10 protein-coding genes, 1 tRNA gene and 1 pseudogene are annotated in these 12,018 nt (G+C 59.7%); 9 read left to right on the plus strand and 3 right to left on the minus strand.

The annotated features are described in order from the left end of the window. Positions 1–82: 82 nt before the first annotated feature. From RBB18_RS08680 to RBB18_RS08705, 6 genes are all read left to right on the plus strand, one after another. Positions 83–580 (plus strand): MarR family winged helix-turn-helix transcriptional regulator, encoded by a 498-nt coding sequence (locus RBB18_RS08680; protein WP_103763629.1) that lies wholly within the window; start codon positions 83–85, stop codon positions 578–580. Continuing rightward, positions 577–1,278: a response regulator gene (locus RBB18_RS08685; RefSeq protein WP_103763628.1), complete on the plus strand. Its 702-nt coding sequence runs from the start codon at positions 577–579 to the stop codon at positions 1,276–1,278. The genes RBB18_RS08680 and RBB18_RS08685 overlap by 4 nt, the downstream gene beginning before the upstream one ends. Positions 1,279–1,598: 320 nt before the next feature. Beyond that, positions 1,599–3,002, plus strand: a complete 1,404-nt coding sequence (gene leuC, locus RBB18_RS08690; protein ID WP_306110886.1) for a 3-isopropylmalate dehydratase large subunit — start codon at positions 1,599–1,601, stop codon at positions 3,000–3,002. Continuing rightward, positions 3,002–3,607, plus strand: coding sequence for a 3-isopropylmalate dehydratase small subunit (leuD, locus tag RBB18_RS08695; protein ID WP_103763625.1), 606 nt, complete (start codon positions 3,002–3,004; stop codon positions 3,605–3,607). Before leuC ends, leuD begins: the two co-directional genes overlap by 1 nt. A gap of 362 nt (positions 3,608–3,969) precedes the next feature. Continuing rightward, positions 3,970–4,809 carry a hypothetical protein gene (locus RBB18_RS08700; protein ID WP_306110887.1) on the plus strand — a complete coding sequence of 280 codons (840 nt, stop codon included), beginning with the start codon at positions 3,970–3,972 and terminating at the stop codon, positions 4,807–4,809. 41 nt (positions 4,810–4,850) lie between these two features. After that, the gene (locus tag RBB18_RS08705; RefSeq protein ID WP_306110888.1) at positions 4,851–5,870 is read left to right on the plus strand and encodes an endonuclease/exonuclease/phosphatase family protein; all 1,020 of its coding nucleotides are present in this window, start codon (positions 4,851–4,853) and stop codon (positions 5,868–5,870) included. Here the strand turns inward: RBB18_RS08705 and RBB18_RS08710 are convergent. Beyond that, positions 5,834–6,766 (minus strand): epimerase, encoded by a 933-nt coding sequence (locus RBB18_RS08710; protein ID WP_306110889.1) that lies wholly within the window; start codon positions 6,764–6,766, stop codon positions 5,834–5,836. The genes RBB18_RS08705 and RBB18_RS08710 overlap by 37 nt on opposite strands. 108 nt (positions 6,767–6,874) lie before the next feature. Between RBB18_RS08710 and RBB18_RS08715 the strand changes: the two genes are divergently transcribed. From RBB18_RS08715 to RBB18_RS08725, 3 genes are all read left to right on the plus strand, one after another. Next, positions 6,875–7,759 (plus strand): LysR family transcriptional regulator, encoded by an 885-nt coding sequence (locus tag RBB18_RS08715; RefSeq protein ID WP_245890493.1) that lies wholly within the window; start codon positions 6,875–6,877, stop codon positions 7,757–7,759. 55 nt (positions 7,760–7,814) lie between these two features. Next, positions 7,815–8,921, plus strand: a complete 1,107-nt coding sequence (leuB, locus tag RBB18_RS08720) for a 3-isopropylmalate dehydrogenase (RefSeq protein ID WP_103763621.1) — start codon at positions 7,815–7,817, stop codon at positions 8,919–8,921. A 294-nt stretch (positions 8,922–9,215) separates the two neighbouring features. Then, a tRNA-Pro gene (locus RBB18_RS08725) sits at positions 9,216–9,292 on the plus strand. Between the two features lie 880 nt (positions 9,293–10,172). Here the strand turns inward: RBB18_RS08725 and RBB18_RS08730 are convergent. Together RBB18_RS08730 and RBB18_RS08735 are read right to left on the minus strand one after the other, a co-directional pair. Continuing rightward, positions 10,173–10,316 (minus strand): annotated as a pseudogene (locus RBB18_RS08730) (transposase); the annotation flags it as partial. Positions 10,317–10,579: 263 nt separating this feature from the next. Further along, on the minus strand, positions 10,580–11,947 hold the full coding sequence (locus tag RBB18_RS08735) for a glycosyltransferase family 39 protein (RefSeq protein WP_306110890.1): 1,368 nt from the start codon (positions 11,945–11,947) through the stop codon (positions 10,580–10,582). Positions 11,948–12,018 lie beyond the last annotated feature (71 nt).

Here is a 12,018-nt window from a genome sequence, read left to right on the forward strand (position 1 = left end):
AACTGCGATTCGCTACCAGTTTGATCTTGGAATGTCAACAAGGCTGACGTATCTTGACAGCCAAGGCGACGGGAGGACGAACATGGCCGAGGTGCATAGCGGCGAAAACCTGCTGTTTCTGACGGATGAACAGCTGCGCCAGGGGATCGAGGCAATGTTCTTTGCCTATCGCGGGTTCACCGCCGACCCGGACCGTATTCTTGCCACGATGGCCTATGGCCGAGCACATCACCGCGCGCTGCACTTCATCGCGCGTCGTCCCGGCACGACCGTGAACAACCTATTGGGGATACTGGGCGTCACGAAGCAATCCTTGAACCGGGTGCTGCGGACGTTGATCGAGGATGGACTTGTCGAAAGCCAGCAAGGCAAGACGGACCGGCGGGAACGGCACCTGACCCTCACGGACAAGGGGCGCGGACTGGAACAGACCTTGTCCGATGCGCAAAGGGCCCGGATGCGGGCGGCCTATCGCAAGGCGGGCCCCGAGGCCGTGGCGGGATTCCGGCAGGTGCTGGAAGCAATGATGGACCCGGATATGCGGCGGAAGTACCATGCGATCCGGGAGGCAGATACATGAACGATCCGGCGCCGCACCTGCTGATCGTCGATGACGACGAGCGCATCCGCGATCTTCTGCGCAAGTTCCTTGCGCGCAATGGGTTTCTGGTCTCGGTCGCGCGGGACGCAAGCCATGCGCGCCGCGTGTTGTCGGGGCTTGAATTCGACCTGATCGTGATGGACGTGATGATGCCGGGCGAAGATGGCGTGACGCTGACGCGGTCGCTGCGTGAGACGATAGAGACTCCCATCCTTTTGCTGACCGCCAAGGGCGAGACCGACGAGCGCATCGCGGGGCTGGAGGCCGGAGCGGACGACTATCTTGCCAAGCCGTTCGAGCCCAAGGAATTGCTGTTGCGGATCAACGCGATCTTGCGCCGGATGCCTGAACCCCTGCCGGAGCATACCGCACCGAAGGTGCTGAGCATGGGGCCGGTGCGATTCGATATCGAACGGTCGGAACTGATGCGCGGAGAAGACCTTGTCCGGCTGACGGCGACCGAGGTTCAGCTGATGCGCATCTTCGCCGAGAACCTGCGCGAGCCGGTCAGCCGCACCAAGCTGGTCGAGGATCTGGGGCGCGACAAGGGGCAGGCGCAGGAACGCGCGGTGGATGTTCAGATCACCCGGTTGCGGCGCAAGATCGAGGCCGACCCGAAACAGCCGCGCTATTTGCAGACGGTGCGTGGCGAAGGGTACATGCTGGCCCCGGACTGAGGCGCGATCGGAAGGAGCGGCTGCGCCGCGCAGGTTTGGTGAATTGGGGCCAGCCCCCAGGGTTGAAGCGCGGCTTCAACCGAATCCCCGGGAAATTTACGGCCAGAGGAAGGGACGGTTCGGACCACTGTTTCGTTGTGCCCTTGATAGACTCGGAGCGGGGTTGTATCTGACATTCATGATACGGGTTTTCGACATGGACGATCGTGCGCGCCTGCCTTGGCGTTTTTTCGGTGCGGCCTGCACGGTTCTGGCGCGCCTATAGGGCGGTGCCGATACCTGCCATTTTGAGATTTCACTGACACGACGGGAGAGGACCAATGTCCCCCAAGACACTCTATGACAAGATCTGGGATGCCCACCTGGCACATGAGGCCGAGGATGGCACCAGCCTGCTTTATATCGACCGGCACCTGGTACACGAAGTGACCAGTCCGCAGGCCTTTGAAGGGCTGCGTATGGCGAACCGCAAGGTGCGTGCGCCGGACAAGACAATTGCCGTGCCGGACCACAACGTCCCGACCACCGAGGGCCGCGACAATCCCGAAGCCATGCCGGAGGACAGCCGCATCCAGGTGGCCGCGCTCGACAAGAACGCCAAGGATTTCGGCATCCATTATTACCCGGTCAGCGACGTGCGGCAGGGGATCGTTCACATCGTCGGCCCGGAACAAGGCTGGACCTTGCCGGGCATGACCGTGGTTTGCGGCGACAGCCACACGGCGACCCATGGCGCGTTCGGTGCGCTGGCGCACGGGATCGGCACGTCGGAGGTCGAGCACGTTCTGGCGACCCAGACACTGATCCAGACCAAGTCGAAGAACATGAAGGTCGAGATCACGGGCAAGTTGCCTGCCGGTGTGACCGCCAAGGACATTACGCTGTCGGTGATCGGCCTGACCGGAACGGCGGGCGGCACAGGGTACGTGATCGAATATTGCGGCGAAGCGATTCGCGACCTCTCGATGGAAGGACGAATGACCGTCTGCAACATGGCGATCGAGGGCGGCGCCCGCGCTGGCCTTATCGCGCCGGACGAAAAGACCTTTGAATACATCAAGGGCCGTCCTCACGCGCCGAAAGGCGCGCAGTGGGAGGCGGCGCTGGCCTGGTGGAAGACTTTGTATTCCGATGACGACGCGCATTGGGACAAGGTGATCACCATCAAGGGCGAGGATATCGCGCCGGTCGTGACTTGGGGTACCAGCCCCGAGGACGTACTGCCGATTGACGCCGAGGTGCCCACGCCCGAGAGCTTCAGTGGCGGCAAAACCGAGGCAGCCAAGCGCGCGCTGGAATACATGGGTCTCAAAGCGGGTCAGAAGCTGAAGGATATCGAGATCGACACGGTCTTCATCGGCTCCTGCACCAACGGTCGGATCGAAGACCTGCGCGCTGCCGCCGAGATCCTGAAAGGCAAGAAGATCAAGGTGAAGCGGGCGATGGTCGTGCCGGGCTCGGGCCTTGTACGGGCGCAGGCCGAGGAGGAAGGTCTGGCCGAGATATTTACAGAAGCGGGCTTTGAATGGCGGCTTGCGGGCTGTTCCATGTGCCTGGCGATGAACCCGGACCAGTTGCAGCCCGGGGAACGGTGCGCCGCGACGTCCAACCGTAACTTCGAGGGCCGGCAGGGCCGCGGCGGGCGCACGCACCTGATGAGCCCGGCGATGGCCGCGGCGGCGGCGGTGACCGGCAAGCTGACCGACATCCGGGAGATGAACTAATGGAAAAATTCGTGAAACTGACAGGCGTCGCGGCGCCGATGCCGCTGGTCAACATCGACACCGACATGATCATTCCCAAGCAGTTCCTAAAGACGATCAAGCGGTCGGGGCTGGGGGTGAACCTGTTCGACGAGATGCGGTATGACGACAATGGCAACGAGATCCCGGATTTCGTTCTCAACCAGCCCGCGTATCGCGAGGCCAAGATCATCGTGGCCGGCGATAATTTCGGCTGTGGCTCGAGCCGGGAGCACGCCCCTTGGGCGCTGCTCGATTTCGGTATCCGTTGCGTGATCTCCACCAGCTTCGCCGACATCTTCTATAACAACTGCTTCAAGAACGGCATCCTGCCCATCGTCCTGCCGCAGGAAGAGGTGGAAAAGCTGATGGATGACGCGGAGCGTGGGGCGAACGCGGTGCTGACCGTGGATTTGGAAAATCAGGAAATCACCGGCCCGGATGGTGGCACGATCGGATTCGAAGTGGACCCCTGGCGCAAGCACTGCCTGCTGAATGGGCTTGATGATATCGGTCTGACAATGGAAAAGGCCGCGTCTATCGATGCGTTCGAATCGAAGGCTGCGACGGAACGCCCTTGGGTCTGATCCCGAACTGACAGCAGTGCGCCGGCGGCATTGAGTGGCCGGCGCAATCCAGTTCTTAAAACATTAATTAAAACCACAACTTATATTAATCAATTATTGTGGGGGGTTAGCGAGATACCCCTACATGTAGGGTGTGAACACCACAGCGCCTCAAACCGGGCAGCAAATTGATGCAATCTGGCACCACAATTACCATCAAATCGCCGGAAATTCTAACTCTAAAGACTTGGTATCTTGAGCCGGATGGTGAAAGAAGGCAAAAATTGGGCAAGAATGAGGCAAGCCGTCATAATCGACGGACCCAAGTTGGAACAATGGCACGGCATCGAACCGGGTCAGGCCAGTTGGAAGGGAACCGGGCAGTGGTTTCGCAGATCATTAGCGCGCTGACGCGTGCAATACTCGTGGCTTTGCTGGTGGCAACACCGGCACTTGTGCTGCCGTCGGTCGCGACGGACACGGCACAGATCGTCGTGGTGATCGCGCTGCTCTTCTCGTTTCTGACGTTCATCGAGTATTTTGGCCGTTACCCGAGCATTGTCGAGTTCCGGTTCGCCCCACCGTTCAACCGGTTGAAGTTCCTGGCGCTGGTCTTGGTGGTTGTCATGCTGTCGCTGATCGCGCGCGGCAAGATCGAGCCGAGCCCGATCACGCTGATCATCACCTATTTCGCCCAGGCAATCGGCAATGCGATGGATTTTCCGTTCTCGCCGGTGCGTCTTGTCGTGCTGATGTTGCCGCCAGACGCGACGTTGGAGCTTGCCAATAGCGTGCGGATCGCGGCAGGCGTCGCCTACAGCGTGTCGCTGATCATGATACTGGTCTTCGTCACGCTGGTGCGGCTTCTGGGGTGGCCGATGCGCAACGGCGCGTTCAACGTATGGGTGAACCTGCCGCTTTTCGATCCCACGCGCGGGGGCGACATCGTGGATCGGCTACGGCGCGATTCAGGTCTTAACATTGTGTTAGGAGCTTTGCTGCCATTCTTGATTCCAGCGATCGTGAAGGCGGCATCGCTGGTGATCGAGCCGGTGTCGTTCCAGAGCGAGCAAACATTGATCTGGATGATGACCGTATGGGCCCTTCTTCCTGCAAGCATCTTGATGCGTGGCATCGCCCTTATGCGTGTGGCCGAGTTGATCGAGGAAAAGCGTCGGCGCGTCTACGCCAAGGCCGAGGCCGAGGAATTGCAGAACGCCTGATCGCCGGCATTCTGATCGGGTCCCTTGGCGCTTGGCCCGCGATGGCAGAAACGCTGGTTCGCATCGCAACATTCAACACCGAGCTGGCCCGGAATGGTCCGGGACTTTTGCTGCGCGATATCCTGTCCGAGGAAGATCCGCAGGCGGAGGCTGTCGCACGGGTCATCGCGCAGGCGCAGCCGGATATCATCGCGCTTCAAGATATCGACTATGACCATGACTTGGCCGCCTTGCGGGCGCTGAGTGACAGAATTGCCCATCACGGTCTCAATCTGCGTTATATCTTTGCCCTGCGCCCAAACGCTGGAATGGTGACGGGGCTGGACCTTGACGGAGACGGACGGCTGGGCCGTGCCAGGGACGCACAAGGCTACGGAGAGTTCGCAGGACAGGGTGGTATGGCGGTGCTGTCGCGGTTCCCCATCCTGACCGGCAAGGTGCGTGACTTCAGTGGCTACCTTTGGCGTGACACGCCTGATGCGCAGTTGACGTTGAAGGATGGTACACCGCTATTGCCAAAAGATGTCGCCGCGATTCAGCGCCTTTCAACCGTGGCGCATTGGGACGTCCCGATCCAGGTCGGCGACACGACCCTGCGAGTTCTGACCTTTCACGCCAGCCCGCCGGTGTTTGACGGGTCGGAAGATCGGAACGGACGCAGGAACCATGACGAGATTGTCTTTTGGCTTCACTATCTCGATGGCAGGCTGGATCAGGCACCCGACGCGCCCTTCGTTCTAGCCGGCGACGCCAACCTCGACCCAGTTGACGGCGAAGGGCGGAAAGAGGCAATCCGGCGCCTTCTTTCGGATGACCGGCTCCGGGATCCGACGCCGATGCGTAGCGGCGGCTTGAGACAGGGCGAGGCCCATACGGGCGACCCGCGCCTTGACACGGTGGACTGGCCTGCGCCCGTGCCTGGATCGCTTCGGGTCAGCTATGTCCTGCCATCCGCCGAGCTGGAAATCCTGGACAGCGGGATAGTGGCGCACGACACCGAGACGGACATCGCGGAAGCAAGCCGTCACAGGCTGGTTTGGGTCGACCTTTTGGTGAAGTGACAGAACTGAGCGCAGCGCGCGTGTCGGACGCGGCTCAACCATGGCGCGGCAGCCTGGCGGAGCGCATCTTCCACATCGGTATCGCGATAGGTTGGGCAAAGCTCCGACAGGCGCTTGGACCGCAAGCTGTGGGGAGTGTCCCAAAGATAGCGCATCTCCAGCAAGCCCTTTGCCATGGGCCAGACCGGTGCAACCAGCCGAAGCGGTATCCATGACATCCGTCGCACCATGATCTTGCGGCGTGAAATTTGCGACAGAAGATCGGCAATTTGCCTGCCCGTCACGCTGTATCCCGGAAATATGACTTCCTCGTAACTTCCCAGGCGGAGCTTCTGCCGCGCAAGGTGTTCGGCCACTCGCGCAAGGTCGGGTAGAAAGGCCCAGGCATGCAGCGCATCGGGATCACCGGGGTAAAGAATCTGTCCCCGGTCAAAGCGCGACATCAGAACCCTGTCGAACCAGCCGCCTGTCGGTTCAGTGTCAATGAAATCACCCGCGCGCAGAAGGATCGTCTGCACGCCGCTGTCACGGTAGCCCTGTTCCACTTCCTGTCGGATGCGCCCCAACGGCGTGGGCGCGGCGTGGTTTGTCCCTTCGCTCCACGGTGCCTTGGCGTCGGGCGGGTAGACATAGACATTTCCCGGCAAGACCACCGCAGCGCCAGAAGCCCGCGCGGCAGCCTGCACCTTGGCGTGAAGCAGGGGGACTTGATCTTTCCAGAGGTGATACGGCGGGTTCCACGCGACCACGATGATATCGGCACCCCGTGCCGCGGTCGTCAGGTCGTCCTGCGCGCGGTTGAATAAACGCACCGTCCAGCCGGCATTCCAGAACGCGTCGGTGGCGTGGCGCCCGAATCGCCCCGTGGCACCCAAAATAAGAACGGTTTTCTGCATCTGTTCATCCCTCGCGCGACGATGATTTACGCCACGTTAGATAATTGAGCGGGAATAGGAATTGCCAAATGTTGCTCATAAGATATTCATTTATGAATGGTAAGCCGCATGTCAGATCTGGATTGGTCGCTCGTCCGCGCGTTCCTTGCGGTGGCGGAAAAGGGATCGCTTTCCGCCGCGGCCCGGCTGTTGGGGGCCAGCCAACCGACGCTTGGACGCCAAGTCCGACAGCTGGAAGAGCAGCTTGGCCAAGTTCTGTTCCACCGCAAAGCAAAGGGCCTGGATCTGACCGAAAGCGGCCAATCCTTGCTGGAACCCGCACGCGCAATGCATCGCGCCATGGTCGAGATCGAGCTTACCGCTGCCGGGCAACAGACACAGGCCGCCGGCGCGGTGCGAATTACCGCAAGCGAGACGGTGTCGGTCTATATTCTGCCGCCGATCCTGGCGCGGCTGAGGGCCGAGCATCCCGGAATCAGCATTGACCTCATGCCTTCGGACAGCACCGAAAACCTTTTGTTCCGCGAGGCCGATATCGCGGTGCGCATGTATCGCCCGGAACAGCTCGAGCTGGTGGCGCGCCACCTTGGGGATTTCCCGCTTGGCCTGTTTGCTTCCCGCGCCTACCTGCACAGCGCAGGACGACCGCGCACCTTCAAGGACCTCTATGACCATCCTCTGATCGGCTATGACCGGAACGAGGAGATCATTCGCGGCATGCAGGAACGTGACATGCCCGCCTCGCGCGAGATGTTTGCCTTTCGATGCGACAGCCACACGGTGGGTTGGGAACTGGTCCGCGCGGGATGCGGTATCGGATTTGGCATGAAGGCGCTGGGCAAGCTTCACGATGATGTCGAGGATCTCGATTTCGATATCGATCTGCCAAGCCTTCCAGTCTGGCTCGCCACCCATCAGGCGCTGCGACACACACCAAGGATTGCCGTGGTTTGGCAGGCTCTTGCAACGGGATTGAAGCCTTACCTTTCTTGACCCTTCCCGCGGCTCAGGCTAGGCGATGGAAAAGAGAGTTTCGAAAGGATCGCGCATGAGTACCCCCTCGCTTCTTATTCTGCCCGGCGACGGGATCGGCCCCGAGGTCATGGTCGAAGTCCGTAAGGTGATCGACTGGTTCGGATCCAACCGCGGCATGGCGTTTGACGTAAGCGAGGATCTTGTCGGCGGCGCGGCCTATGACAAGCACGGCACGCCGCTGCATGACGACACGATGGAAAAGGCGCAATCTGTTGATGCGGTGCTTTTGGGCGCGGTCGGCGGACCGAAATACGACAACTTGGATTTCTCGGTCAAGCCGGAGCGCGGCCTGTTGCGGCTGCGCAAGGAGATGGATCTTTATTCCAACCTGCGCCCGGCACAGTGCTTTGACGCCTTGGCGGATTTTTCCAGCCTGAAGAAAGATGTCGTTGCAGGGCTCGACATTGTCATCGTGCGCGAGCTGACAAGCGGCATCTATTTTGGTGAGCCGCGCGGCATCATTCAGGAAGGCAACGAGCGGGTCGGTATCAACACCCAACGCTACACCGAATCCGAGATCGACCGCGTCGCGCGGTCGGCCTTCGAACTTGCGCGGCGGCGGTCGAACAAGGTCTGTTCGATGGAGAAGGCCAACGTCATGGAGTCGGGCATCCTGTGGCGCGAAGTGGTCCAGAAGGTGCATGACGAGGATTATCCGGATGTCGAGCTGAGCCATATGTACGCCGATGCGGGCGCGATGCAGCTTTGCCGCTGGCCCAAGCAGTTCGATGTGATCGTCACCGACAATCTCTTTGGCGACATGCTGTCGGATGCCGCCGCGATGCTGACGGGCAGCCTTGGGATGCTGCCTTCGGCCAGCCTCGGGGCGCCGATGGCCAATGGTCGGCCCAAGGCGCTTTACGAGCCCGTGCACGGTTCGGCGCCCGATATCGCGGGGCAGGGCAAGGCGAACCCGATTGCCTGTATCCTCAGCTTTGCGATGGCGCTGCGGTACAGCTTCGATCAAGGCGACGAGGCTACACGCCTTGAAGCCGCGGTCGAGAAAGTTCTGGCCGATGGCCTGCGCACGGCGGACCTTCTGGGTGAGGAAGGCGTACAGCCGGTGACGACCAGCGAAATGGGCGATGCAATCGTCGCCGCGCTGTCCGACGGTCTTTGATCGATACGCGGGAGTATCGCCCGGAATTGGAGCCGGATATCCTGCTTCTTTGGCGGGCGTGCTTGTCGCATTACAGGGTCTACGCGGCGACGCAAAAGCAAGAACGGCACGTAATCGACCTGCTGAATGCTTCGCGGCATGTTTCCTGCCTTATGGTGTTCTAAGGCGATAGGCCCATAAAGGCGGAAGGTTGTGAGCGCTCTTGCAAACGGCTCCGGCAAGCCGATGAGAGCCCACCACGCGATTCCGCCCTTGCAAAGGAAATGCGGCTTCTGTAATCGGCTGTCTCACGGTCGGAGTGTAGCTCAGCCTGGTAGAGCACTGTCTTCGGGAGGCAGGGGCCGGAGGTTCGAATCCTCTCACTCCGACCAATAAAATAAGGGCCTCGAGGGGCCCTTAAGTTTTTTAGGATATGTTTTTATCTGGGACGCGTCCCAGAAATGCGACACTGACCTGGTCTTATGGTGGCGTCTGCCGCTTCTCGATAGGAGGCAGGCTGGCGTGACGCGCAGCGTTGACCTGCCCGTAGGAGACGCATGATTTGCCCATGTTGTTGGCCACGTTGACAGCTGTCTTAACGTAGTCCGGATGGTGGTGCGCGTAATACTTCTCGAGCGTGTCCATCGTTACGCCGAAGAAGCCTGATACGTGCCAGGCATTCGCACCGCCCTGCATGGCCCAGGTGATCGCGGTGTGTCGCAATGTGTGAGGCGTGACCTCCGGCGTCCCATGGTTTCCCAATCGTTCTTTATGCCTGCAACGCGATGTCCTTCGATCTCGACAACCCATTTCGCACCATTCTTTTGCCACCACTAGAAATGGCGGAGCAGCCGATCCGGAATCGGAATGGTCGGCGCATTCTTCTTGGTCTGCTTTTGGGCATTCCCCTTGCGGTGAAGCTTTGCGGTTCGGAAACCCACATAGCCACCATAAAAGTGAAGAATGAAACCGAGGCCGAGGATCATAGATTTTCGGGATCCAGTGTACAGGGCCGTTAGAATGAACTTCGCGAGGTATCGCGTCCTTGGTGATTTGCGTGCCGCACGAATGAGCTGGGCTACCTCGTCGCGGGTACCCCGACGGCTTGAAGAACATCCTTCCAAGGTATCCAAGCAGGTCAATTAGCAGTTGGTTCATGCCGCTGAAGGGGAATTGGCTGGAAGGTTGGAAATTCAGACTGGTAGCCAAGTTACGCTGGTTGCCTGCGAGAGAACGTGTCGGCGGCGTCGATCATACAGAACAAAACGCTTGAATGTTGGAATACTTCTTCTTCCAGTTGAAATCGGTCGCCTGGCTGATGCCTGTCTTGCGGCAGATCTCAGACGCCAGCGTGCCTTCCTCGCCGTACTTGATGATGAATGCTTTCTGCGCGACCGAAAACTTCGATGCCTTCATGCGATTCCGCTCCTCTCCCAGCCAGGGAATCATAGCGGAAAACTCCAGCTTCAGACGGTCCAGTTTGCGGGGATCAGATCAGTAAGCAAAAACCGTTACGCGGAAATTTTTATGTGCTGATCGTGAGCAATATAGGCGCTGAAAAGCCAACATTCACAAGATCTAATCCGCACGAGGCAGATATTCCAGAATGTACTGACGAACTCGAAAAACGCAAGATGAGCATGTCTAAACATGAAACACGCATCCGTACGCAGCAGATATCAATCGGTATATATACCGTTGAAGAGCGGAGCCCGCTCGGCCTTTGGAGGTGTCAGGATCCGATTAGCTTCGAGCCGCAGCAAAATATGTGAAGTTAGGAAGCCGTATGTCGTATTCAGAGCATCACCGAATACGGAGCTCAACCCGTCTGTGCGATACGTCGCAATCACAAGGTGAGGCTCGGCACGGAGTAATGCGCCGTAGAGCGTGGAATTCCGCCCTTCTTCGTTCGTTTCACGAACGGCCTGGGCATCGAGCCACAGGCGGGGCTCCATACGGCGGCTCGGGATCATGCCGATGCCGTCGAAATATGTCTCGTCCTGCGCAAGCTGCGCTTCAGCCTGTTGCACGAGTGCGAGTTGAGCGAGATTGTCGTGGCCCAGGTACTGCACATTGCGAACGATGCTCTGTACGGCGATCACCGACAGGATGACCAGCGCCATTGCGGACCGGCTTGCCCCCTGCCGCAGCAGGACTGTCAGGGCAACAGCGCCAAAGACCGCCAGGAATGGCAGCGCCATTGAGAACATGTAGGGCCATGTCTGGTTGTGAAAGAAGACAAGCCCGGTCAGCAGGACCGCGTGGACAAGAAATATCCGCGCGGCACTGTCGCATTTGAGAATACGCGCAGCTGACAGGACAAGGCCAAGGCACACCAGCGCGTACGGCACAGCGTTGCGCAAAAGCGTCTGCCAGACAAAGGCATCCAGCCCTTCATAGTAGCTGCCACCATGGAGGGCGAGTTCGACCGGCCCGAGGAAAAGCATCTTCAGGACCTGCGGCATCGCGGTGCCGCCGAGCAGGGCGCCGTAGAAGAATATGGCACCGGCCCAGCCGAGAATGAGCAGCCCTCCGCGAAAGAACGCGCGCGAGGCAGAGCGCATGCAGAGGGCATCGACCACCAAAGCGGCCCCCAGGGCAAAGTTGAAATAGACCGATTTCTGCGTCGTCACGAAGGCCAACCCGCTGAGCAACCCCGCGATCAGAAGGGTCTTGGCACGGTCGGTTTCATATCGGATGACGACCAGCACGGCCAAAGCCGCAAACAGCGTGGCGAGCGGCTCGGACCGAAGTCGGAATCCGCGCTCGATATAGCTGCTGAAACTGAGCAGGAGCGCCACTGCCAGGATCGCTGTGATACGCTCGTGGCCCAAGGCGCGGGCGCATTTGTAGATGCACACGATCAACGCCAGCGAAAGGCAGGCTGTGGTCAACCGGCCCGTGATCAACATAGATGTCGCATCCGAGCCGATCAGGTGGGACAGTTCGTAGAAGACCGCGTAGCCAACCGCTTTCTTGGGCCATATCGTGTCGAAGGTGCCGTCGAACAGATATACAGGCTGGGTGAAGTGCCAAAACTCATCCATCACAAAGCGCGTGTTGATCGCCAGCACAAACAAGGCGGCGATTTTCACCAGGATGAACAGCCTTATCGCAA

The sequence above is a fragment of the Roseovarius sp. MMSF_3298 genome, assembly GCF_030733705.1.
Lineage (GTDB): Bacteria > Pseudomonadota > Alphaproteobacteria > Rhodobacterales > Rhodobacteraceae > Roseovarius > Roseovarius confluentis.

Excerpts from the sequence above, each read along its gene's own strand:
- RBB18_RS08680 (WP_103763629.1), top strand. The coding sequence starts at position 83 with ATGGCCGAGGTGCATAGCGGCGAAAACCTGCTGTTTCTGACGGATGAA.
- RBB18_RS08685 (WP_103763628.1), top strand. The coding sequence starts at position 577 with ATGAACGATCCGGCGCCGCACCTGCTGATCGTCGATGACGACGAGCGC.
- leuC (WP_306110886.1), top strand. The coding sequence starts at position 1,599 with ATGTCCCCCAAGACACTCTATGACAAGATCTGGGATGCCCACCTGGCA.
- leuD (WP_103763625.1), top strand. The coding sequence starts at position 3,002 with ATGGAAAAATTCGTGAAACTGACAGGCGTCGCGGCGCCGATGCCGCTG.
- RBB18_RS08705 (WP_306110888.1), top strand. The coding sequence starts at position 4,851 with ATGGCAGAAACGCTGGTTCGCATCGCAACATTCAACACCGAGCTGGCC.
- RBB18_RS08710 (WP_306110889.1), bottom strand. The coding sequence starts at position 6,766 with ATGCAGAAAACCGTTCTTATTTTGGGTGCCACGGGGCGATTCGGGCGC.
- RBB18_RS08715 (WP_245890493.1), top strand. The coding sequence starts at position 6,875 with ATGTCAGATCTGGATTGGTCGCTCGTCCGCGCGTTCCTTGCGGTGGCG.
- leuB (WP_103763621.1), top strand. The coding sequence starts at position 7,815 with ATGAGTACCCCCTCGCTTCTTATTCTGCCCGGCGACGGGATCGGCCCC.
- RBB18_RS08735 (WP_306110890.1), bottom strand. The coding sequence starts at position 11,947 with ATGGATGAGTTTTGGCACTTCACCCAGCCTGTATATCTGTTCGACGGC.